The organism is Ornithinicoccus halotolerans (assembly GCF_009602535.1).
Taxonomy (GTDB): domain Bacteria; phylum Actinomycetota; class Actinomycetes; order Actinomycetales; family Dermatophilaceae; genus Ornithinicoccus; species Ornithinicoccus halotolerans.
Genome location: NZ_WIQI01000007.1, coordinates 42,485 through 64,994, shown reverse-complemented (window position 1 = coordinate 64,994; position 22,510 = coordinate 42,485). Strand labels below are relative to the sequence as shown.

Genomic DNA, 22,510 nt, shown 5'->3' with positions numbered 1-22,510 from the left:
GCCGCTACCTGAGAGGACCACGTGAAGATCCAGCGCATCCGCACCCTGCGGCTTCCCGAGCACCCGAACCTGATCCACGTCCTGGTCGAGACCGACGACGGCGTGGTGGGCCTGGGTGAGACCTACATCGGGGCGGCCGCGGTCGAGGCCTACATCCACGAGACGGTCGCGCCGATGCTGCTGGGCACCGACCCGCTGGCGATCGAGGACCACGCCCGGCGGCTGTCCGGCGTCCTGGGCCGTAGCGGCGCGGGCGTGGAGAGCCGCGGCAACTCCGCGGTCGACATCGCGCTGTGGGACCTGTTCGGCAAGGTGACCGGCCAGCCGCTCTGCCAGCTGCTCGGCGGGCGGTCCCGGGAGCGGGTGCGCATCTACAACACCTGCGCCGGCTACCAGTACGTCCGCGGCGCCGGCACCGGCGTCGGCTCGGCCAACTGGGGACTGCCGGGGGAGCAGGCCGCTGGTCCCTACGAGGACCTGCACGCCTTCCTCACCGACGCCGGCACGCTGGCGGAGAGCCTGCTGGAGCAGGGCGTCACGGCGATGAAGATCTGGCCGTTCGACCAGATCGCGGAGCAGAACCACGGCCAGTTCATCACCAACACCCAGCTGCGGGAGGGCCTGGAGCCGCTGCGGCAGGTCCGCGAGCGGGTGGGTGATGCGATGGACGTGATGCTGGAGTTCCACTCGATGTGGAACCTGCCGGCGGCGCTGCGGATCACCGAGGCCGCCGACGAGTACCGGCCGTTCTGGTACGAGGACCTGATGCCCACCCAGGAGGTCGACGGGCTGCGGCGGGTCGCCGACCAGACCCGCACCCCGCTCACCCTCAGTGAGACCGTCGCGGGGACCACCAACTTCCGCCGGCTCTTCGGCGCGGGCGCCGCCGGGATCGCGATGGTGGACGTCGGCTGGCTGGGCGGGGTCACCGCCGCTCGACGGGTGGCCGCGATCGCCGAGGCCCACGGGCTGCCGATCGCCCCGCACGACTGCACCGGACCGGTGGTGCTGGCCACCTCGGCGCACCTGTCGGCCCACTTCGCCAACGGCTTCATCCAGGAGACGGTGCGGGCGTTCTACACCTCCTGGTACCGCGACCTGGTGGTGCAGCTGCCGGTCATCGAGGACGGCACCATCACCCCCAGCGACGCGCCGGGACACGGCATCGAGCTGGCGCCCGACCTGGTCGCCCGGCAGGACGCGGTCGTCGTCGACAGCACGCTGTAGCGGCGGGCTCACCGGACCGGTCGCCGCTCGGGCGCGCTGGCCGCTACCCCGCCGGGCAGGGCGCAGCTGGCCGTGCTGTCATGGCAGCACGTCACCGAGCCCACGAGCGGACGCGAGAGGCCATGAAGAGCAACCGAAGCACGCCCCGGCCCCTGGACCTGGTCGACATCGACGGGGTCCTCACCGACGACGAGAAGGCGGTGCGGCAGGCGGTGCGCACCGCCTGCGAGCGGTCGGTCGACCCCTACGTCGCGCAGTGGTACGAGGACGGCCGGCTGCCGGCGCGCGAGCTGGCCAAGGAGCTCGGCGCCGTCGGCCTGCTGGGGATGCACCTGGAGGGGTACGGCTGCGCGGGGATGTCGGCCGTCGACTACGGGCTGGCGTGCCTGGAGCTGGAGGCCTCCGACTCCGGGATCCGGTCGCTGGTGTCGGTGCAGGGCTCCCTGGCGATGTTCGCGATCTGGCGGTGGGGCTCGGAGGAGCAGAAGCAGCAGTGGCTGCCCGCCATGGCCACCGGGGAGGCGATCGGCTGCTTCGGCCTCACCGAGCCGGACCACGGCTCGGACCCGGGCGGCATGCGCACCCGGGCACGGCGGGACGGCGATGACTGGGTGCTGGACGGGTCGAAGATGTGGATCACCAACGGCTCGATCGCCGACGTCGCCGTGGTGTGGGCCAACGCGGGGGAGGAGCACGGCGGGATCCGTGGGTTCGTGGTGCCGACCGACGCCCCGGGGTTCTCGGCACCGGAGATCACCGGGAAGATGTCGCTGCGTGCCTCGGTGACCAGCGAGCTGGTGCTGGAGAGCGTCCGACTCCCGGCGGACGCGGTGCTGCCGGAGGTGCGCGGGCTGAAGGGACCGCTGTCGTGCCTGAACGAGGCCCGCTACGGGATCATCTGGGGGTCGATGGGAGCTGCCCGCAGTGCCTTCCAGGCGGCGCTGGAGTACTCCCAGCAGCGGGTGCAGTTCGGCCGTCCGATCGCCGGCTTCCAGCTCACCCAGCACAAGCTGGCGCAGCTGAACGGTGAGCTCGTGACCGGCACGCTGCTGGCGCTCCACCTGGGCCGGCTCAAGGACCGCGACGGCCTGCGCTCGGACCAGGTCAGCGTGGGCAAGCTCAACAACGTGTCGAAGGCCATCGAGATCTGCCGCACCGCGCGCACCGTGCTGGGAGCCAACGGCATCTCGGCGGAGTACCCGGTCATGCGGCACGCCAACAACCTGGAGTCGGTGCTCACCTACGAGGGGACCGAGGAGATGCACGCCCTCGTCGTCGGCCAGGCACTGACCGGCCAGGCCGCCTTCCGGTAGGCAAACCGAGGGTGTCACCAGCAGGGATCCTGGCCTCTCGCTGGGTCCGTCACGCTCGAGGTCGACAGAGAGCTGTTCGCCGTCCAGACGGACAGGCAGGGCGGCACCGCGGACACATGGCTGAGCGGGCCAAACCCTGACTAGGCCGACGTCCGCGGCTGGAACCGGGCGCTCGCCGGCGGCGTCACAGGGTCAGGCCGCCTGCGTCCGGAGCGGGCCTACCTGGCGAGATGCGCTGGAGGCGATCGCATGATGACAAGGGGCAGCACCGAACTCGACGGGTGGGTGAGGCTGGGGCGGCTCGTCCCCTGGGTGGCCTTCGTGGTGGCCGCTTTCGGCGTGGCCATCTTGGGCAGCATGGTCGCCGGTGTGGGCGGGAACGCCGAGGGCCGAGACCTGCAGCTGGTCGCGCCTTGGGCGGTTCCCGGTTTGGTGCTGGCTCTCCTCGCCGCCGGTGCCGCGCTGCGGGCAGCGCTGGTGGGGAAGGGCCGCCGAGTGGCGGTAGTGCTGGCGCTCGCCGTCGCGCTCTACCTGCTGGTGATTCTCCTCATCAACCCGGCGATGGCCCAGCCGGTGCCCTAGCAAAGTCGGGTCGAGGACGAGACTGCCTGGTGAGGTGCTGTGGCAGCCGGACGGGTCAACCCCCTTTCTCACCCTCGGCGGCTCCTCAGTTGTGGTGCGGCTAGACCTTCGACTGCTCCTGCTCGGATCTGGGCGTGGGAGTCCTGGAGATCGCGGACGTCGTCCGTGAGTTGAGGGGAGCCGGGGTGATGCCGGGGACATGGGCGACGAGCTCCGGGGGAGCGCGCGCCAGGCGGCAGTCGCGCGCGGTGGACCCGACCAGCGGGTTATGGCGGACGCTGCTGGGAAGGGGTTGAATGAGTCATGAGTCCGTGGACTGCCAGCGCGTCCCCCGTGCGACGTGAACAACCTGCCGGCCGCACCGGTGGCGGTGGTAGCCCTCACCGCGCCGATAGGGGACTCTTGCGGACGGTGAGCCACCTCGGCTGGCGGGGCGCGGGTGCCGAGGCGTATCCCGTCGCCCTGACTGCCTTCCTCGACTCGTTCTGAGCTGCTCAGATGGCGCGCCGCCCGCAGAGCACCCGGCACCGGGGCCCGGCACGTCACCGGCAGCGCCGCCGATCGGCCCGGCTGACCCTCGTCGCGCTGGTGCTCCTGCTGGTCCTCGTCCTCGCGGGCCCGCAGTACGCCCTGTGGTCCGGCGCCCCGCTCAGCCCGAAGGAGTGTGTGGTCAGTGCCGTGCCGTCGCCCGTTCCCTGGCCGGCGACAGGTAGCCCTGCCCGCCCGGCCGCGGCGTCGTACACCGGCCTGCTCGAGCAGCGGGGCGGCGCCGTCAGCGACGCCAGCTGCCTCACCCGAACTCCGGTGTTCGGCGTGGTCCGCGCGCGCAGCGTCGCCGACGTCCGGGCTGCGCTGGCCTTCGCCGAGGAGCACGACCTGGCCGTCTCCGTCGCAGGCACCCAGCATGCCATGGGTGGTCAGGCCTCCTACCCGGGCGGACTGGTCCTGGACATGCGGGCGTTCAGTCAGGTGACAGTGGATGAGGACCGGCGGACCGCCACGGTGCAGGCCGGTGCGACGTGGCATCAGGTGCTCGAGGCGGTCCACCCGGTGGGGTTGTCGGTCTCGACGATGCCGAGCGTCGACGTGCTCAGCGTGGGGGGCACCGTCTCCGTCAACGCCCACGGCCTGGACTTCCGGGCCGGGAGCCTGTCCTCGACGATCCGGGCTCTGCGCGTGATGCTTGCCGACGGCAGGGTGCACCGGGTCAGCCGCGAGCAGCAGCCGGACCTGTTCCGTGCCGTGGTCGGTGGCTACGGGCTGTTCGGGGTCATCCTGGAGGTGGAGCTGGAGCTCGTGGACAGCGAGATGTACCGCCTGCGGAGCCGGGTCGTGGACTACCGGGAGTTCCCGGACGTCTTCGCCTCTGACATCGCGGGTGACGACTCGGTCCGGCTCACCTACACGCACCTGTCCACCGCTCCGACGAGCTTGCTCCGAGAGGCGATCGTGTACTCCTACGAGCGGGTCGACGTCGCCGAGCCGATCCCCGCATTGAGGGAGCGCAGCTCGGACCGGTTCAGCCGACTGGTCTTCAACCTCGCCCGGACCGGTGATCTGGGCCAGCGCCTCAAGTGGACAGCACAGCGAGAGCTGCTGCCACGGGTGCGCGGGTGCGTCCAGGCCCGCAACGAGGCCCTGCGTGAGGCTGAGGCCTGCATGGTGGCGCGCAACCAGGCGATGTACGAAAGCCTAGGATTCCTGCAGAACCGGCTGCCGCAGTACACCGACGTCCTGCATGAGTACTTCCTGCCACACGACCAGCTCGCCCCCTTCCTGGACGAGCTGCGCGCACAGCTGGGCACGCACGACGCCCGGCTGTTGAGCGCCTCCATCCGATCTGTCGACCGCGAGGACATCGTGCTGGACTATGCGCAGGGGGAGCGGTTCTCGCTCGTGCTCTATCTCAGCCAGGCGACCAGCGACGCCGGCAACGCCGACATGGCGGACCTCACCCGCGCGCTGGTCGAGTCCTCACTCGACCTCGGCGGCACGTTCTACCTGCCCTACCAGCAGCACTACACCAGAGAACAGGTCCAGCAGGCGTATCCACGGCTCGACGAGTTCTTCGCCATCAAGCGCCGGTACGACCCCTCGGCCCGTTTCCGCAACAGCTTCCTCGCCCGCTACGTCTGAGGGCAGTGCCTCCGCGGCATGGTGCGAGGTGCCGAAGGCCACCTGCTCCGTGCGGCAGGTCCGGATCGGGACACCCTCGCGCAAGTCGCCCGCCGTAGCCGCTGAACCAGCACCTCTTCTTGGCGGGAGTCCCGGACTCTTTCCCGCGCGGAGCGTGCGCCCGGGGGTGGCGCGCTGCGACCCGACGGCGCTTCAATGACCTATGCCGCCCGTGGAGCCAGGCATCGCAGGCACCGCCATCCGGCCGCTGCCCACGTCGGTCACCGGGTTCGTCGGGGTCGCGGACGCCGGGCCGGTTAACACGCCGGTCCCGGTCACCAGCGCCGCGGAGTACCACGCCATCTTCGGGCCCAGCCTTGATGGGGACCGTCCGCTCGGTCACGCGGTGGACCTGTTCTTCGCCAACGGCGGCACCAGCGCCGTGGTCGTCCGCGCGGAGGGTCCGGCGCCGGAGCAACTGGTGCCGGCACAGGGTCGCGGGGGCGTGCATTCCCTCGACGGCTCGGGCGTCACGGTGTTGGCGCTGCCTGGCCTGACCGCCGACCATCCCGACCAGGTGCGGGCGGCGCTGGCCCGCTGTGCGGCATACGGCGCCGTGTTGGTGCTCGACCTACCTCCTGGCCCGTGGGGGTCTGAGACCGAGGCTGTGCTGCAGCAGGTGAGCGAGCACCGCGAGCGGGCTGCGGCATACCATCCGTGGGTCGTCAGCGCAGGCGTGAGGGTGCCGCCGTCCGGGGCGGTCGCCGGGGTCATCGCGCGCACCGACGCAGGGCGCGGAGTGTGGAAGGCGCCCGCGGGCGTCGAGCTGGACGGGCTGGACGGGCTGGTCGAGGCGCTCGGCTCCCAGGAGACCGAGCGGCTGACCCAGGCTGGTGTCAACGCGCTGCGGGAGTTCCCCGGCCGGGGCCGACTGGTCTGGGGCGCGCGGACGCTGGCCGGGGCGCAGACCGCCGAGCCGGCCTCGCGTTATCTCAACGTGCGGCGACTCACCGACCACGTGCTGGGCTCGCTGTCCGCCGGGCTGCGGTTCGTGCAGGAGGAGCCGAGCGACGCGGCGTTGTGGGCGCGGGTCCGGCAGCTGACCGAGGAGTTCCTTGCCGGGCTGTGGCGGCAGGGCGCGCTGCAGGGCAGCAAGCCGGAGCAGGCATACGGGGTGCGGTGCGGACCGGGGGAGACGATGACCGAGGCCGATGTGGCCGCCGGGCAGGTGGTGCTGTCGGTGTGGCTGGCCCCGGTGAAGCCGGCCGAGTTCGACGTCCACACGCTGCGTCTGCAGGCCGGTGTGCCGTCACCGACCGATGATCCGGCCCCGGCACCCGGCTCTGCGGTCGCCCCGCAGCCGCCAGTGCGTGCGGTCGATCTGGGCAAGGTGGTCTCGAGGTACATCGGCGAGACGGAGAAGAACCTCGCTCGGCTGTTCGACGAGGCCGAGCGGGCCGGGGAGGTGGTGCTGTTCGACGAAGCGGACGCGTTGTTCGGCAAGCGGACGACGGTGCGTGACGCCCACGACCGGTACGCCAGCCAGGAGGTGAGCTACCTGATCGAGCGGATGGCGCGCGACCGGGGCGTGGAGGTGCGGTGGCGGCGCCAGCACCCGGGGTCGCGCCGGCGCGGCTGGCGCGATGACCCAAGGTGACCAGTGGAGGCGGGGTCAGTCCGTGCCGAGGGCGTTGAGTGGCGTGGCCGTCGGGGTAGGTGGGGTCGGGGTCGCCCTGCAGGTTGTGGTCGGCGGCGTCCTCGCGGGTTGCATCGTTGGGCGTCAGGAGGCTTGCCTGTTGATCCGCTCTTCCAACGCCTTTTCGAGAAGCGTCACGAGCGCCTCGAGCTGCACGTCGGAGGAGTCGGAGATGTCCTTGTCTGCCCCGTCGAGCGCCCGAGCGGCCAGCCCTGCCTTGCTGTCGATGAGCTCGGCGATTCGCGTGTCAAGGGTCTGCGTGGCGATGATCCGCCACGCCGTGACCGGCTCGTCCTGTCCGATGCGGTGGACGCGGTCGATGGCCTGGGTTTGCTCGGCGTCGGTCCATGACAGCTCCCCGAGCACCATGTTCGAGGCGACCTGCAGGTTGACGCCGACGCCGGCGGCCGTCAATGAGCACACGGCGACGGCGACGTCCGGGTCGTTGGTGAACGCGTCGATGTGCTTCTGCCGGGCCGATGCCGTCTGGTCGCCGCGGATGGAGGCGTACCTGATGCCCCGCTTGGCGAAGGTTGCCTCGGCGGTGTCCATGACGTCGATGTGCTTGGCGAAGAAGACGACCTTGCCGGCGCTGCGGGCGAGCTGAGCGGCGTACTCGGCCGCGAGGCCGGCCTTCGCCTGGCCGATGCGCCGCATCATGGTGAACACGTTCTCGTCCGACTTCTTCGTGGTCTTGTTCGCCCGCTCCCGCGTGGCCACCTGGCGCACAAGGACGTGGTCGATGCCCTCGACGACGGCGCCCGAGGGCCGCGCCTCCAGCGCCCGCTCATAGCGCCCGACGAGGCGACGGGCGAGGCGCTGCTCGGCGGCCCGGATGGACCGTCCGGCCTCGTCGTCGACCTCGATGGGGACGTCGGCCACGCGGCGGGCGGGCAGGTCGGCGGCCACGTCCACCTTGCGTCGTCGGACGATGCCGCGGTCAATGACGGCCGCGCGAGCAGCGGCGGAGAAGCCCCGGTCGGCCGGTGTCAGACCGATCTCCTCGAGCGCCCCCATCAGCTCACCGACCGGCTTGGTCTCGTCGACCCAGCCGAGGAACCGCCAGATCGCCGTGAAGTCCTCGATATCGTTGATCAGCGGTGTGCCGGTGAGGGCCATGAGCAGCGGGTTGCCGGTCCGCGTGCGGATGCGCTCGGAGAGCTGCAGCACGTTCTGGGACCGCTGCGACTTCGGGTTCTTAATGTAATGCGCCTCGTCGACCACCATCCCGCGCAGACCCAGATCCCCGAGCCAGCCCACGTGCCGGTCGAGCACCTCGTAGTTGACGATGATGATGTCCGCGAAGCCGTCGATCGTGCCGCCGTCGCCGTAGACCACCGTCGCGGGGTGGTTGGGCGTCCAACGCGTGGCCTCGCGCGCCCAGTTCATCTTCACCACGTTCGGCACGACCACGAGCAACGGGTAGGCGCCCGCCGCCTCCGCGGCGAGCAGCGCCTGCGCCGTCTTGCCCAGACCGGGCTCGTCGGCGAGCAGGAACGTCCGGTGCCCCGCAGCAGCGGCGGCGACCAACCTCACCTGGTGCGGCATGAGTTCCAGCCCACCGGCCACGCGGGTGCTGACCGGCTCTGGCAGATCCATGCACGACAACGCCCCGCCATCCTCGAAGGACTTCAGCAGCGGCCCGATGAGCTCCCAGCCGGCGAGACGGCGGGGCTTGACGGTGAGCTTGGCGGCGGCAGAGTAGTCGGGTTCGAGGAAGGGGTTGGCAAGCTGGCGAGACACCACCGACGGGGGCACCACCCGGCGCTGCACGGCCGGCGTGGGCTCGGCCGGCTCGGGCGGCTCGGCGGGCTCAGGCGCCACCTCGATGCCGGCCGCCTCCAAAAGCTCGTGGCGCAGGGACCGCGCGCGGTCTGTGATGACGGCGTCGTCGGCAAGCAGCCCAAACAGGGAGGTGTCCCGGGCGGCCGTTGTTGCCAGGATGGTGGCGATGCCGTCGAGGCGCTTTAGTTCCTCGGCGCGCCGGGTCCCGGGCTTCGCTTCGTCCGCCTTGACGCGGGCGCGTTCCTCGCGCATGAGGAGCCCCACCACCTGGAACTTGGTCCGGATCGACGGCAGCGTGCGACCACGCTGGACCGCGGACTCGACCTCGCGGGCGACCTTGGCGAGCACGGGGATGATGCCGTCATTGTCGTGGCGGGGCCGATGCGTGCGCGTGCGTGCGCCGTTCTGACGCTGGGCTCCTCGAGCCACGAACTCCTCCTTGGAGCGATCCGGTCACTTTGTGCGCCGAGACCGAGCCCGGGCCGCACCCGCAGCGCGGCGATGGACCTCCGAGCAGCCTTGGCTCGAAAGGTCCTGGGGGCAAACGTGTCCAGCGGATCTCCACAGATCGACGCGTCGGACGTGTTCAGCCGCGATAGCACCACCAGCGTACCGCGTGTCAGGCGCTTGTCGGCCTCGGGACGGCGCTCCCCCGGCCCTTCAGGTGCCGCAACGACATTCGCGTTCCAGCTCGACCCGTTTGAGCGGACAAGTGCCGCGGGCGTGACGCCAACCTAGGGTCACCGTTCCCTGGTTGCAAGAGGATCGACGGTCACCAGCATCTGGTGGTGGGCTAGACCCGAGCCCTCGTGGGGCTCCGCGCCCGCCCTCGCCGCGGCATGGTCGGACGCTAGCGCCGACAGCGGCAGTTCAGGATGTCTCAGCCTTGGGTCGGGCGGTGGCGTACAGCAGCATGTCGACTCGGCGGTCACCAGTCTCCTAGTGGCTTTTGAGCATTCCCTTGCGCTGGTAGCCGGCTGTCGTGGCAGTCCTTCTGTGAAGCGACGTTCCACGGCTCGATGTATACCTCGACCCGGTGTAGGTCAGGCAGCGTCCACGCGAAGTCCGTGAGCGCGCTCAGGGCTTGTCTGGCGAGTCCCGGCTGCTGGTGGCATGACCAGCGGCAGTTTCATGAGCACAGGATGCAGTCACCCCGGTTGCAGCCGTCGACCGGCTTCCTCCCGACAGGCACCCGAGCGGGAGGATAGGGCGGGAAGCGCGGTCAGAGTGGGCTGCTAGCTGCGTCGAAACTTGCTGTGGTCATGGGTTGGTGCTGACGGATGTTGGCACGACGCCGTTCTCGGTGATCACGAACGGCGGCCGGATGATGTGGTCCTGTGGGTTCATCGCGGTCATGAGGTGAGGGGTGCCGTCGGGCAGCAGCCCGCTGATGGGCGTCAGCCGCGCCTCCTCACCGTCAATCTCCACCAGCAGCAGGTGGGACTGGCCGGACCAGGCGGTGGTGCCGGCCTGTTCGAAGTCCTCGGGGGATTCCTCGCGGATCTTCCCTCCGGCGCCGGAGATGGCGTACGTGCGGCCGTCGACCTCGCTGATCTGGAAGTTGTGCTCGTGCCCGGCTAGCACCAGTCGGACGCCCCCGGTGGCGAACAGGGGAGTCAGCTCCTCGCAGATCTCCTGGTCGTTGGGGTGCTTGGGTCCGGCGCAGTAGGCGGGGTGGTGGGAGAAGGGGATCCGCCAGCGCACGTCGTCGGTGGCGAAGACCTCCTGGAGCCACTGCCGGTGGTGTGCGGCCTGGAAGTGCCGGTGCTCGCCGTCGCTGCCGCTGTCCACGGAGGTGTCGATCGCGACGAGCTCGACGTCGCGGCCATAGCGCAGCCGGTAGAACAGTCCTGGGTCGACCGAGGACCGTCCGGCCGTGTTCCCGAAGCGCTGCTGCAGGTGGAAGTTGTCCTCGAGCTGTGCTCGATCGTCGCTGAACTCGGTGTCGCTCGTGTCATGGTTGCCGATCGCCGGGAAGAACGGGATCTGAGCCAGGGCGTACCGGTAGGGGGCGTAGTAGCTGGAGTACCAGTCGTCGTCCTCGCCGCCGCTGTTGTCGCCGACCTCGCCGATCTCTCCCTCGTAGATGTTGTCGCCGAGCGAGATGACGAACCTCATGTCGCTGTCAGTGACCAGCTGGTCGAGGACCTCGGCGATGCGTCGCTGTCGCCGCGTGGATTCAGAGTCCGAGCGGATCCCCACGCCATAGTCGCCCAGAGCGACGAACTGCAACGGCGGGCTGGGGTTATCGGGGTGCGGCCAGGTGCGGAACCGGAGGTCGTAGGTCCTGCCCGAGGGCATCAGGTCATAGCCGCCACGTCGGTCCGGCAGCGTATCCCACAGCTCCGCCTCGCCCCAGCACTCACCGTCGACGCTCACGCGGTAGTGGTATTCGGTGTCCGGCTCCAGCCCCTCGACCCAGACCCAGGTGTGCTCCGCCGTCCACGCCTGCGCGACCACGGCACCCGAGGAATCCATCACCTCCACGGTGGTGTCACCGAACGGTTCCGCCTCGGTGCCGATGCAGCTGCGCCGGTCGACCAGGTCTGCCAGGTGGTGGTCTTCCACGATCGCCCACCGTTGGTCGGCATCATGCCGGACGAAGTAGAAGGCGCCCCAGGTCACCAGTGCTCGGTCGTGGGCGAGGTCGGCGAGGACGACGAAGGGCTCCCGACGTACGTCGCGTACCTGCCCACCCTCCGTGGCCGTACCTGCGCTGGCACCGGCGGTAGGTGTCGACACCCCGCCCAGGCTACGCGGCGGACGGTCCGTCCGGTGTCTGCTACCTGACCCGGACGCCGACGGCACGGACCCGGAGGTGCACCGAGCTGAGCCGACCCGGCTGCGGCCCCGATGCCGGTCCGCTCCTCGGCACGGCCGCCGCGGACGCGGCAGTAGCGTGCGGCCATGCTCAGTGCGGCATGAGCGTGTGCGCCGGATGGAAGACTCTCGACCGTGTACGAGTGCCCGGTGTGTGGTTCACAGAACCTGACGGCCAAGCCCCATGCGACCTGGCCGCCGCCCGACGGTGCCCCGCTCACCCCGCCATACGAGGATTTCCTGGGACAGCCGTCCTACGAGGTGTGCCCGACCTGCGGCTTCGAGTTCGGAAACGACGACAATCCGGGCGGCACAGCGCCGCCGGTCTCTTTCGCCGAGTACCGAGCCGGGTGGATGGAGACACTGGCGGCCATCGCGGGGGCCGTTGTCGCCTTCTTCGCGGACCATGAGGTCGCCAGTCTCCGCCTTCCGTCCGGCTGGTTTGGTCGGCCACACGACAACTGGCATCAGCTGACGGAGGTCGCGACGGAGGGGGGCGACGTGCTGATCCGCCTGGACGGCACGCAGGTGCTCACGCTGGAAGCGGAAGCCACGTCGTCGGAAGAACGCGTCCTCCGTGTGACGATCCGAGGAGGGCGCTGGGACTGGACCGAGTACGGCGCGAACCAGGAACACACCGAGGTGCTGGGACCAGGCAACGTGGAGTTTCACGCCCCGTTCCACCGCTGAGGCACCCCACGCTCATCGGCGGAATCGGACGTCCGCTGCTGGCGTGAGCGAGTGAAGGTGGCCGGTGATGGGCGGTGAGACCCGCCGGGCCCGCCTGGGTAGCCTTCTCGCCCCGGGGCCTGCATCTCAGTGCCGTCTCGAGTTCGGAGTGCCGCCCTCGCCGCTGTGTGAGTGCCGCCTTCCTGAATCTCGACTTGGATGTGGCGCGTGCTCTTGGACAGGACGACCACGTCTCTGCTCAAGCTATCAATCACCACCCATTGGCGGGCCTCCCGTCGGTGGGCGATGCAGGGCTAGTCTCACTTCACAGGCGCACCTTCTCGACAGGAGATGAGGGCGATGGGCGCACCAGAGGCTCTCCGTTCCCGGGGGCGGAGCCTGCACCGCGGGTGGGGCCGACTGGTCGACCGCTGGAAGGACGGCGTCTTCCGCGACCCCAGCCCGTCCTGCCCGATCTCATGGAAGCCGTCGGTGTTCGCGCCGGTGTTCTACGGCTACCAGGACACGTCGGCGACCAGCACAGGCCACCCGGTGCGGGTCTGGTTCCCGTCCCTGGACGGGTCCCCGCAGCACGCCCAGATCCTGGAGGGCTGCGGCCGCTATCCCTTGGTGATCCTGGCGCACGGCTCCTGCCCGCCGGACGAGGACCACTACCAGAAGTGGTTCGAGCTGCCCGCGGTCCTGGCGCGGTCCGGGTACGTCGTGATCGTCCCGGAGCTGGACCTCGGGGCGCCGTCGGGCAACGAGGCGGAACAGCAGCTGATCAGTGAGATCGCTGCGTGGGCGCGGACCGGCTGGGAGCACGGCGGGATGGTGATGCCGGCGCCGGCGACGGCGCTCGTCGGGCACTCCTGGGGTGGCGGGCTGCTGGGACACGTAGCGGCTGAGGCGCCGGATTCCTACGCGGCCTACGTGTCGCTCAGCGGGGTAGAGGTGCCAGGTGCGATGCACCGCTCGACGATGCCGACCTTGTTCACCTGGGGTGGTGACTTGGGGCTCGAGGTATTCGGAGTGCAGGTCTCCCAGTGGGACCGCCTCACCTCGCCGGCCCACGTCGCCGAGTTCCACCACGCGGGGCACTGGGACTACCTGCCGAAGGGACGATCGGCGTGTGACGAGCTGAACGGCCGGCCGCAGCGTGGGACCTGCACGCTGACGCCGATGCTGGCGGCCGACATCGTGGCCTGCTTCCTTACCCGGTACCTCCGCCCGGAGGGCGTGCCCGTGGTGGGCTGGGGGCCCTTCAAGCTGTTCGTCATCGGACGCAGCCTCCGCCCGCCGCGCTTCTTCCCGTCGTACCTGACCACGGAACAGCAGTTCTACGCAGGCGGACACCTGCTGGCCTGGAAGGGCGTGCCCTCCAGGGACGACTGCGGGGTCACCTTGCGCTGGGTGGTCGGCGGCGACGCCGGCGAGCTGGTCCACGACTGAGGCCCGGCGGCCGGGCGGAAACCGGTCCCGGCTCTGGTGCGGCAGCTCTGCGGCGCACTACCGTGGATCAGGTACTCCATCTCCGGGCCACAGCGCCGGAGGTGGGAAGGGAGAGGGCCGTGAACGACCAGGAGCGCCCCAGCCGCGAGACGATCGAGACGGCCCCGCCACCGAGGGAGTTCGACCCGCTCGCTGCGAGCCAGGAGGAGCTGGCCAGGTACGCCGTCCCGCAGCGGCCCGACCCGCAGACCCAGCCTGGTCTGGCGGCGCTTTGGGACCAGCAGGCGCGCCGCTACCGGACCTTCGAGCACCTGCAGGCGCAGGCCCCGAGGTCCGTGACGGCCGAGGCGAGGGGGACAACGGCGCAGGCGCTCGGCCTGGAACCCACCGAGCACTGCGGCTTCACCCTCACCAGCGTCGGTGCGCCGTTCACCGCGCTGTTCGTGACCTGGACGGTGCCGAACCTGCGCCACGTCCCCTCCCAGCACGGTGCCAACCGGTTCCAGACGTTCGTCAGCCTCGGGTTCCTCGACGTCCACGTCGAGATGACCGTCGACTCCGCCCAGAACGTCGCCGCCAGCCTCACCGCCCTCGGCATGAGCAGCGTCGGCCTGCCGGTCCAGCCCGGTGACGTCATCAGCGGATCGATGTGCCTGGAGACCAAGCCGCCGGGCCGGGCCAACTACGTGCTGGCGAACGAGACCCGGTCGCAGACCGTGAACTTCAGCTTCGACGCCGGCTTCCCGCCTGCCGTCACGGTCAGTGCCGGCATCAGCCGAGGGGCCAGTGACGCTCCGTTCAACCCGCTTGCGCAGTTCGGCGTCATCTACTTCGACGAGATCTCGGCCTACACGACCTCGGGTGCTCGCTCACTCACCGGCGGCCAGGCGGTGACGATGGTGGACCGCAACGGCACGGTGCTGGCCAGGCCGTTCCGGCTCAACGACTTCGGGTTCAAGGCAGTGCACGCGGCCTGAGCGACACCGACGCGGGGGGCTCCCGGGGCCGCGAGCTGCCACCGTCCCACCTTCACGCAATCTCCACACGTCGCGCCCACGCTGACCAGGCGTGCGCTCCTAGTCTCAACGGTATGACGCAGGGGAGTGGGACGGCGCGGAGGCTGCTGGTCGTCGAGGACGACCCGACGATCAACCAGGCGCTGGCAGACCGCCTCACCGCCGAGGGGTTCGAGGTGGCGCGGGCGCTCGACGGTCTGTCGGCGCTGGCGGCCTACGACGACCACCAGCCTGACCTGGTGCTGCTGGACCTGATGCTGCCCGGGATGGACGGCCTGGAGGTGTGCCGGCGGATGCAGGCGCAGCGGCCGGTGCCGGTCCTCATGCTCACCGCCAAGGTCGAGGAGACCGACGTCCTCGTCGGCCTGAGCGTCGGCGCCGACGACTACGTGACCAAGCCGTTCAGCATGCGCGAGGTCGTCGCCCGGGTGAAGGCGCTGCTACGGCGCGTCGACCGGGCCGCCGAGCTGGCCGCGACCAGACAGCCGGCCCTGACGGTCGGTGACCTCGTGGTCGACCGCGCCGCTCGGCGGGTCCAGCTGGACGGGTCGGAGGTGCACCTCACCCCGCTGGAGTTCGACCTGCTCGCGATGCTGGCCGAGCACCCCGGCGCGGTGCACAGCCGCGAGTCGCTGATGACCGAGGTCTGGGGCTGGGCCGACGCCCGCGGAACCCGCACCCTGGACAGCCACGTGAAGTCGCTGCGCGCCAAGATCGGGTCCGCCCGGGTGCGCACCGTCCACGGCGTCGGCTACGCGCTGGAGGGCTGAGCGATGGCCGGCAACCGCGTGCGCACCGACCGGCCCCTGGACGGGGTGGCCTCCATCACCGTCAAGATCGGCCTGCTCGTCGCGCTCAGCATCATCGCGGCCGTGGTGGTGCTCGAGGTGGGCGACCGGGCGGGCGTCCCGGGATGGCTGACGCTGCCGGTGACACTGGCCGCAGCGCTGGGCGTCAGCCAGTGGCTGGCCCGGGGAATGACCTCGCCGCTGCGGGAGATGACCACCGCTGCCGGCCAGATGGCCACCGGTGACTACTCCGCCCGGGTCACCGCCACCTCGGCCGACGAGGTGGGCCGGCTGGCGCGGGCGTTCAACACCATGTCCGCCGACCTGGCCACCGCCGACCAGCAGCGCCGGCAGGTCGTGGCCACCGTCTCGCACGAGCTACGCACGCCCCTGTCCGCGCAACGCGCCCTGCTGGAGAACCTCGTCGACGGCGTGGTGAGCCCGGACGACGACGCCCTGCAGACCGCGCTGGCGCAGTCCGAGCGGCTCAGTGCCCTGGTGGCCGAGCTGCTCGACATCAGCCGGGTCGACGGCGGCGCAGTGCCGCTCACCCTGGCACCGGTCTCGGTCGCCGAGCTTCTCGAGCAGGCGGCCGCCGAGGCCACGGTCGGCGGGCGGGCCGTGCGGCTGGAGACCTCGGTGGAGCCGCCCGGTCTGGAAGTTCGCGCCGATGCCGCGCGGCTCGCGCAGCTGGCGGCGAACCTGCTCGACAACGCGGTGCGGCACAGCCCGGCCGACGGGGTGGTGCGCGTGCGCGCCACCGCGGAGGCGGGGGACCGCTGGTCGCTGGAGGTGACCGACGACGGTCCTGGCATCCCGGCCGAGCAGGCCGAGCGGGTCTTCACCCGGTTCGGGGTCGGTGACGACAGCAGCGGCGGCACCGGGCTCGGACTGGCGATCGCCAGCTGGGTCTGCCAGCTGCACGGCGGGTCCATCGCGGCGCTGCCCCCGACAGACGGCGTGACGGGGGCCCGGGTGCGGGCGCTGCTACCGCGCAGCCCCGAGCCGCGCGACCAGGCGGGCCTTGCCTCCGCTCCCGCATCCGTTCCCGCACCGATCCCCGAGGAGACCCCCGTGACCACCCGGACACACCAGGACACCACCCCCGCGAGCGAGGCGGGCGTCCCGCTGCCCTCGTTCGTCGACACGCTGTTCGGTGACTACTGGCCGGAGCGGGGGCTCCGGACCGCGCCGCTGCCGGTGGCGGCCGCCATCGCGATCGGCGCGCTGGCCGCCGCGATCCTGCCCGAGCGCGCCCTCGGCCTGGGCACCCTGCTGGTGCTGCTGCTGTCCGGCGGCCTGGTGCTGGCGCTGTCGGTCCACCGCCGCCGGCCGTGGACCCGGCTGGCGACCGTGCTCTGCCTCGGTCTGGCGTCGCTGGTCGTGCTGCGGGCCGCCGAGTGGCTGGCCGTCCTCGCCGTGCTGGCCGCCGTGGCCCTCGTCACCACCTCGCTCACCGGCGCGAGGCGGCTGGTGCCGATGCTCGTCGGCGGAGCCGCCTGGGTGCTCAGCGGTGTCCGCGGGCTGCCGCTGCTCGGCCGCACCCTGGCCGCGACCAGCCGTCACCGGACGCTGTGGTCGGTGCTGCGGACCGCGGCGCTCTCGGTCGTGGCGCTCGTCGTGTTCGGCGGGCTGTTCGCCTCCGGGGATGCCGTGTTCGGCTCCTGGGCCTCCCGCATCCTCCCCGACGTGCAGCTGGCCGACACCCTGGTGCTGCGCGCGTTCGTGTGGTTCGTCGTCGGCGGGGTCGTCCTCGCGGGCTGCTACCTGGCGCTCAACCCGCCCCGGGTGGAGCGGGTCGCGATGCCCCCCGCCCAGCCGGTGGCCCGGGTGTGGGAGTGGCTGGTGCCCGTCGGGGTGGTCGTGGCGGTGTTCCTGATGTTCCTGGTGGCGCAGGCCTCGGCGATGTGGGGCGGCCACGACTTCGTGCGGCGGACCACCGGGATGAGCTACGCCGACTACGTGCACCAGGGCTTCGCCCAGCTCACCGTGGCCACGGCGCTGACACTGGCGACCATCGCGCTGGCGGTGCGCAAGGCACCGCGGGCCACCGGGCGCGACCGGCGGCTGCTACGCCTGGTCCTGGGCACGCTGTGCGTGCTCACGCTGGTGGTGGTCGCCTCGGCGCTGTTCCGGATGGCCGTCTACCAGCAGGCCTACGGCTTCACCGTGATGCGGGTGCTGGTGGACGCCTTCGAGGTCTGGCTCGGGCTGCTGGTGGTGTTGGTCCTGGTGGCCGGGGTGCGGATGTCCGGGTGGTGGCTGCCCCGGGCGGCGCTCGCCTCCGGCGCCGCCATGCTGCTGGTGATCGGCCTGGCCAACCCCGAGGCGTGGGTGGCCCAGCAGAACATCGAGCGCTACCACGCGACCGGCAAGCTGGACCTGGACTACCTCTCCACCCTCGGGGCGGACGCGACACCGGTGATGGAGCAGGGCCTGCCGGCCGAGCTGGCGCGGTGCGTGGTGCCCGGGCAGGACGGGCCCGGCACGGACGACTGGCTCGAGTGGAACCTCGGTCGTGCCCGGGCTGCGGAGGTCCGCGGCTACGACGGCCTCGACGCACCCCCCGGCGGCTGCCCGGCCCAGGTGGGAGAGTGAGCCAATGAGTCTGCAGATCGGGTACAAGGCCTCCGCGGAGCAGTTCGGCCCGCGCGACCTGGTGGAGTACGCGGTGCTCGCCGAGGAGTGCGGCTTCGACAGCGTCACCACCAGCGATCACTTCCTGCCGTGGCGGGTCGAGGGCGGGCACGCGCCGTTCTCGCTGGCGTGGGTGGCGGCCGTGGGGGAGCGGACCTCGCGGGTGCGCATCGGCACCAGCGTGCTCACGCCGACGTTCCGCTACAACCCGGCGGTGGTCGCGCAGGCGTTCGCGACGATGTCGCTGCTGACGCAGGGACGGGTGTTCCTGGGCGTGGGCACGGGGGAGGCGCTCAACGAGATCGCGGTGAGCGGCCGGGAGTGGCCAGGGTTCAAGGAGCGGTTCGGCCGGTTGCGCGAGTCGGTGCGGCTGATGCGGGCGCTGTGGACCGAGGAGTCGGTCAGCTTCGAGGGGGACTGGTACACGACGGTCGACGCCGCCATCTACGACCGGCCCGCGCAGCCGGTGCCGGTCTACGTCGCCGCCGGGGGGCCGGTCGTCGCCAAGTACGCCGGCCGCGTCGGTGACGGGATGATCTGCACCAGCGGCAAGGGGATGGACCTCTACACCGACAAGCTGCTGCCCGCAGTGGCGGAGGGCGCGGAGGCGGGCGGGCGGGATGCCGCCGGGGTCGACCGGATGCTGGAGCTGAAGCTCTCCTACGACCGCGACCCGGACCAGGCGCTGGAGAACTGCCGGTTCTGGGCGCCGCTGTCGCTGAGCGCGGAGGAGAAGCACGGCGTGTCCAGCCCGCGGGAGATGGAGCGGCTGGCCGACCAGCTGCCCATCGACCGGGTTACCGAGCGCTGGATCGTCGCCTCGGAGCCCGCGGAGGCCGTCGAGCAGATCCGGCCCTACCTCGACGCCGGGTTCACCCATCTCGTGCTGCACGGGCCGGGTGGCGACCAGCGCCGCTACCTCGAGCAGGTCACCGAGGACGTGCTGCCGCTGCTGCGTGAGGCGGGGTAGCGGCCGCGCCAGCCGGCGGCGCTGCTGCCGCTGTGCGGGTCCCTTGTGCTGTGGGCGCAACCCGGTGGTCAGCGGGCTGGTTCGCCCGGGTGCATACTGGCAGTAATGCCAACCTCACGCGCGCGTCGGCGACACCTTGCCAGCAGCCCCTTCCAGCCGGACCCCGAGCCGGTCATCCAGCAGTACGCGTGCGGTGACCTCGTCAACCACGACGCGTACGGCGTGGGCCGGGTCATCGGGGCGGAAGCGGCCGCGGTGACGGTGGACTTCGGCACCCAGAAGGTGCGCATCACCAGCCCCTTCCACCGGATGGCGATGCTGTAGCCCGCAGGGCGACCTCGTCCGGCCCGCCCTCGCCATGGTGGGACCGCCTGCCGGTCTCCGCTGACTCCGTCAGAGGGCCGTCCCTGCTGCGTGCCTGCGGAGGCGGGCTACCGTCGGAGTCGTGAGTCATGTCTTCGTGTACGCAGCCACCCGCACGCCGTTCGGCCGCTACAGCGGGGCGCTGGCCGGCACCCGCCCCGACGACCTGGCCACCGTCGCGCTCGAGGGGGTGCTCGGCATGGCCCCGGGTCTGGACCGCGCGCGGGTGGACGAGGTGGTCTGGGGCAGCGCGAACGGCGCCGGCGAGGACAACCGCAACGTCGGCCGGATGGCGGTGCTGCTGGCCGGGCTGCCGGTGACGGTGCCGGCCACCACGGTGAACCGGCTCTGCGGCTCCTCCCTGGACGCGGCGATGATCGGGTCCAGGCAGATCGAGACCGGCGACGCCGACGTCGTGGTCACCGGGGGAGTGGAGTCGATGAGCCGGGCGCCGTGGGTGCTGCCCAAGCCCGGGCGTCCCTACCCGGCGGGTGACGTCACCGCCGTCTCGACCGCCCTCGGGTGGCGGCTGGTCAACCCACGGATGCCGCAGGAGTGGACGGTCTCGCTGGGGGAGGCCAACGAGCAGCTGGCCGACGCGCTGGCCATCTCCCGGGAGCGACAGGACGAGTTCGCCGTGGACTCGCACCAGCGGGCGGCGCGGGCCTGGGCCGAGGGCTTCTACGACGACCTCATCACGCCGGTGCCGGACGTCGAGCTGGCCCGCGACGAAGGCATCCGGGACGGCACCACGGGGGAGAAGCTCGCCGGCCTGACGCCGGCCTTCCGCCCCGACGGCAGCATCACCGCCGGCAACGCCTCACCGCTGAGCGACGGCGCCTCGGCCGTGCTGCTGGGCAGCGAGGCGGCGGCCGGGCAGCTGGGGGTCGAGCCGTTGGCCCGCATCGCCGGTCGAGGTACCGCCGCCACCGAGCCGCAGCGGTTCGGCATCGCCCCGGTCGACGCGGCCGAGCGGGCGCTCGAGCGCGCCGGCATCGGCTGGGACCAGGTAGCGGCCGTCGAGCTCAACGAGGCGTTCGCCGTCCAGTCGCTGGCGTGCCTGGACGCCTGGAAGGTCGACCCGGAGATCGTCAACACCAAGGGCGGCGCCATCGCGATCGGTCACCCGCTGGGCGCCTCCGGCGGCCGGGTGCTCGGCACCCTCACCCACCGGCTACGCGAGTCCGGCGACCGCTGGGGCGTCGCCGCCATCTGCATCGGGGTGGGCCAGGGCCTCGCGGTCGTCATCGAGAACACCGGCACCATCCGCTGAGCAAGGGGTTCACTCGCAGGCACCGACGTCCCACACTGGGAGAAGGGACCCACGGAAGGAGTGTCATGCGAGCCGAAGTGGGAGACCGACTGCACGTGCACGGCCGCACGGTCGGGGACCGTGACCAGTGGGCCGAGGTGATCGAGGTCCGCGGGGAAGACGGGGCGCCGCCGTTCCTGGTCCGGTACGACGACGGTCACGAGAGCCTGGTGTACCCCGGGAGCGACACGACCGTGGAGCACCCGCAGCAGGGCTGAGGTCAGCTGTCGCGGGCGCGCCGCGCGAACGCTTCCTGGGTGAGCCCGGAACGGGTCGCCAGTTCCGCAGACGGCGGACCACCTGGGCTCGGTCGGCGGCCTCAGTGTCGGCGCAGTAACTGTCGAGGTGCCCGGCTTCTTGCCTGCAAGGCGGGCCGCACGCCACACTTGACGGCCAACTTGGAGGGTGAGCGAATGGCTGGCGCGCAGCGTAGGTCCAGCGAGGACCAGGCGGCAGGCCGGGGTTGGTCGCGCAGCCGGCTACCGGGTCCCCCCGGAAGCGGTGCCACGAGCCGGTTTCCCTGTCGAGGGTTCGTGATGGTGGTGGCCCTACTGACGGTGGTCACCGCCTGTCAGGCGGACGCCGGTGATGACGGCGAGCTCGCCCCGGACGTCGTGGCGGAGTTGCGCGCGGTGGTCCATGACGGCGGCGAGGGACAAGTCGGCGGCATGGCTGCCTGGGTCGACACCCCGACCGCGGATCTCGCGCTGGCTTCCGGAATGGCGAACCTGGCAGCCGACGAGGAACTCACCGGCGAGGAGGCCTTCCGCATCGCCAGCCTCACCAAGCTGCTCACCGCCACGGTCGCCCTCCAACTGGTCGAGGAGGGCCGCCTCGCGCTCGACGACCCCATTGCCGAGGTGCTCCCAGAGCAGGCCGACAGGTTCGACCATGGTGGACAGATCACCTTGCGACACCTGCTCGGGCACACCTCCGGCCTCCCCGAGTACTCGGACGCGCCCGCGTACATCCAGGACCGTGTCAGAGCGGCCTCGGTCGACGACGGGGCCCCTGCCGCAGTGGTCACCGCCCCCTGCGCCGGTGCCGAGCGCGACGGCATTGGCTATGCCGCCGACCAGCGCCAAAGGTTCGAACCCGGGACCGACTTCCGGTACTCCAACACCAACTACCTCATGGTCGGTAGGGCGATCGAGGCGGTCACCGACCGACCCCTCGAAGACGTCTACCGCGCGCGGATACTCGAACCGCTCGGTATGGACGACACCTGGCTCGCCTGCGCAGAACGGCCGCGCGCCGAACTCGCCCATGGGTACGGCGACCGGGATCTGCTTGCGCGCGACACCGGTGACCCGGGGCAGCGGCTCAGCCAGATCAACGCCGAAGTCCTCGACCTCACTGACTACAACAAGTCCTTCGCTTGGGCAGACGGGGGTCTGGTTTCCACCGGCGAGGACCTTGCCGTGTTCGCGCGCACCTTGTTCACCGGGGATCTGTTCGACGGCCCGACCACGTTGACCACCATGCTCGAGCCTGGCCCGCACCCACTCGGGCCGGGCACCTCCTACGGTCTGGGCGTCATGCTCGAGGACAACGTCATCGGACATAGCGGGATGCTCCCCGGATACAGTTCCTACATCCGCTATCACCCGGGGACCGACACCGTCGTGGTCGCGTGGCGCAACTCGCCCCCAACCCGTCCAGGTTTCGCTGCCGATATGACCTCCAAGGAGCTCCTCGACATCGTCGTCGACGCCTCGCGCTAGCCCGTCGAGGGAGCGAATGTTCCGCGTGACCAGCGTGATCG

The 22,510-nt window shown here is 71.1% G+C and carries 18 protein-coding genes; 15 read left to right on the top strand and 3 right to left on the bottom strand.

Features of this window, described 5'->3' with window-relative positions; genetic code table 11:
* Positions 1-21: 21 nt before the first annotated feature.
* The 5 genes from GFJ45_RS03160 (at position 22) to GFJ45_RS03140 (ending at position 6,894) form a co-directional block, all read left to right on the top strand.
* Positions 22-1,227 carry a mandelate racemase/muconate lactonizing enzyme family protein gene (locus tag GFJ45_RS03160; protein ID WP_153394063.1) on the top strand — a complete coding sequence of 402 codons (1,206 nt, stop codon included), beginning with the start codon at positions 22-24 and terminating at the stop codon, positions 1,225-1,227.
* A gap of 122 nt (positions 1,228-1,349) precedes the next feature.
* Entirely contained in the window at positions 1,350-2,540 is a 1,191-nt protein-coding gene (locus tag GFJ45_RS03155; RefSeq protein WP_153394061.1) for an acyl-CoA dehydrogenase family protein, read from the top strand.
* Positions 2,541-2,825: 285 nt separating this feature from the next.
* Positions 2,826-3,122 (top strand): hypothetical protein, encoded by a 297-nt coding sequence (locus GFJ45_RS03150; protein WP_228386401.1) that lies wholly within the window; start codon positions 2,826-2,828, stop codon positions 3,120-3,122.
* A 498-nt stretch (positions 3,123-3,620) separates the two neighbouring features.
* Positions 3,621-5,258 carry an FAD-binding oxidoreductase gene (locus GFJ45_RS03145; RefSeq protein WP_153394057.1) on the top strand — a complete coding sequence of 546 codons (1,638 nt, stop codon included), beginning with the start codon at positions 3,621-3,623 and terminating at the stop codon, positions 5,256-5,258.
* Positions 5,259-5,469: 211 nt separating this feature from the next.
* Positions 5,470-6,894: a phage tail sheath family protein gene (locus GFJ45_RS03140; RefSeq protein ID WP_194288490.1), complete on the top strand. Its 1,425-nt coding sequence runs from the start codon at positions 5,470-5,472 to the stop codon at positions 6,892-6,894.
* Between the two features lie 123 nt (positions 6,895-7,017).
* Here the strand turns inward: GFJ45_RS03140 and GFJ45_RS03135 are convergent, their stop codons facing one another.
* The 3 genes from GFJ45_RS03135 to GFJ45_RS03125 form a co-directional block, all read right to left on the bottom strand.
* Positions 7,018-9,147, bottom strand: coding sequence for a DEAD/DEAH box helicase (locus GFJ45_RS03135; protein ID WP_153394053.1), 2,130 nt, complete (start codon positions 9,145-9,147; stop codon positions 7,018-7,020).
* Positions 9,148-9,646: 499 nt separating this feature from the next.
* A complete protein-coding gene (locus GFJ45_RS16240; RefSeq protein ID WP_228386406.1) occupies positions 9,647-9,799 on the bottom strand; it encodes a GNAT family N-acetyltransferase in 153 nt (50 codons plus the stop codon).
* Positions 9,800-9,978: 179 nt separating this feature from the next.
* Complete coding sequence (locus GFJ45_RS03125; protein ID WP_153394051.1) at positions 9,979-11,460, bottom strand: purple acid phosphatase family protein; 1,482 nt, start codon at positions 11,458-11,460, stop codon at positions 9,979-9,981.
* A 213-nt stretch (positions 11,461-11,673) separates the two neighbouring features.
* Between GFJ45_RS03125 and GFJ45_RS03120 the strand changes: the two genes are divergently transcribed.
* The 10 genes from GFJ45_RS03120 to GFJ45_RS03075 all read left to right on the top strand — a co-directional run bounded on the left by GFJ45_RS03120 (position 11,674) and on the right by GFJ45_RS03075 (position 22,469).
* A complete protein-coding gene (locus GFJ45_RS03120) occupies positions 11,674-12,228 on the top strand; it encodes a hypothetical protein (protein WP_153394049.1) in 555 nt (184 codons plus the stop codon).
* A gap of 339 nt (positions 12,229-12,567) precedes the next feature.
* On the top strand, positions 12,568-13,659 hold the full coding sequence (locus tag GFJ45_RS03115; RefSeq protein ID WP_194288489.1) for an alpha/beta hydrolase family protein: 1,092 nt from the start codon (positions 12,568-12,570) through the stop codon (positions 13,657-13,659).
* Positions 13,660-13,778: 119 nt separating this feature from the next.
* Entirely contained in the window at positions 13,779-14,636 is an 858-nt protein-coding gene (locus GFJ45_RS03110; protein ID WP_194288488.1) for a G1 family glutamic endopeptidase, read from the top strand.
* A gap of 113 nt (positions 14,637-14,749) precedes the next feature.
* On the top strand, positions 14,750-15,445 hold the full coding sequence (locus tag GFJ45_RS03105) for a response regulator transcription factor (RefSeq protein WP_153394043.1): 696 nt from the start codon (positions 14,750-14,752) through the stop codon (positions 15,443-15,445).
* Between the two features lie 3 nt (positions 15,446-15,448).
* On the top strand, positions 15,449-18,061 hold the full coding sequence (locus GFJ45_RS03100; protein ID WP_153394041.1) for a DUF4153 domain-containing protein: 2,613 nt from the start codon (positions 15,449-15,451) through the stop codon (positions 18,059-18,061).
* A gap of 4 nt (positions 18,062-18,065) precedes the next feature.
* A complete protein-coding gene (gene fgd, locus GFJ45_RS03095) occupies positions 18,066-19,070 on the top strand; it encodes a glucose-6-phosphate dehydrogenase (coenzyme-F420) (protein ID WP_153394039.1) in 1,005 nt (334 codons plus the stop codon).
* A 105-nt stretch (positions 19,071-19,175) separates the two neighbouring features.
* Positions 19,176-19,394, top strand: coding sequence for a hypothetical protein (locus GFJ45_RS03090; RefSeq protein ID WP_153394037.1), 219 nt, complete (start codon positions 19,176-19,178; stop codon positions 19,392-19,394).
* Between the two features lie 121 nt (positions 19,395-19,515).
* A complete protein-coding gene (locus tag GFJ45_RS03085) occupies positions 19,516-20,706 on the top strand; it encodes a thiolase family protein (RefSeq protein WP_153394035.1) in 1,191 nt (396 codons plus the stop codon).
* Positions 20,707-20,771: 65 nt separating this feature from the next.
* The gene (locus GFJ45_RS03080; protein ID WP_153394033.1) at positions 20,772-20,963 is read left to right on the top strand and encodes a DUF1918 domain-containing protein; all 192 of its coding nucleotides are present in this window, start codon (positions 20,772-20,774) and stop codon (positions 20,961-20,963) included.
* Positions 20,964-21,281: 318 nt separating this feature from the next.
* Positions 21,282-22,469, top strand: coding sequence for a serine hydrolase domain-containing protein (locus tag GFJ45_RS03075; RefSeq protein WP_228386404.1), 1,188 nt, complete (start codon positions 21,282-21,284; stop codon positions 22,467-22,469).
* Positions 22,470-22,510: the final 41 nt, after the last annotated feature.

What these genes read in the sequence shown, in the direction of transcription:
- GFJ45_RS03155 (WP_153394061.1), top strand. Translation starts at nt 1,350, where the DNA reads ATGAAGAGCAACCGAAGCACGCCCCGGCCCCTGGACCTGGTCGACATC.
- GFJ45_RS03145 (WP_153394057.1), top strand. Translation starts at nt 3,621, where the DNA reads ATGGCGCGCCGCCCGCAGAGCACCCGGCACCGGGGCCCGGCACGTCAC.
- GFJ45_RS03115 (WP_194288489.1), top strand. Translation starts at nt 12,568, where the DNA reads ATGGGCGCACCAGAGGCTCTCCGTTCCCGGGGGCGGAGCCTGCACCGC.
- GFJ45_RS03105 (WP_153394043.1), top strand. Translation starts at nt 14,750, where the DNA reads ATGACGCAGGGGAGTGGGACGGCGCGGAGGCTGCTGGTCGTCGAGGAC.
- GFJ45_RS03100 (WP_153394041.1), top strand. Translation starts at nt 15,449, where the DNA reads ATGGCCGGCAACCGCGTGCGCACCGACCGGCCCCTGGACGGGGTGGCC.
- fgd (WP_153394039.1), top strand. Translation starts at nt 18,066, where the DNA reads ATGAGTCTGCAGATCGGGTACAAGGCCTCCGCGGAGCAGTTCGGCCCG.
- GFJ45_RS03090 (WP_153394037.1), top strand. Translation starts at nt 19,176, where the DNA reads ATGCCAACCTCACGCGCGCGTCGGCGACACCTTGCCAGCAGCCCCTTC.
- GFJ45_RS03080 (WP_153394033.1), top strand. Translation starts at nt 20,772, where the DNA reads ATGCGAGCCGAAGTGGGAGACCGACTGCACGTGCACGGCCGCACGGTC.
- GFJ45_RS03075 (WP_228386404.1), top strand. Translation starts at nt 21,282, where the DNA reads ATGGTGGTGGCCCTACTGACGGTGGTCACCGCCTGTCAGGCGGACGCC.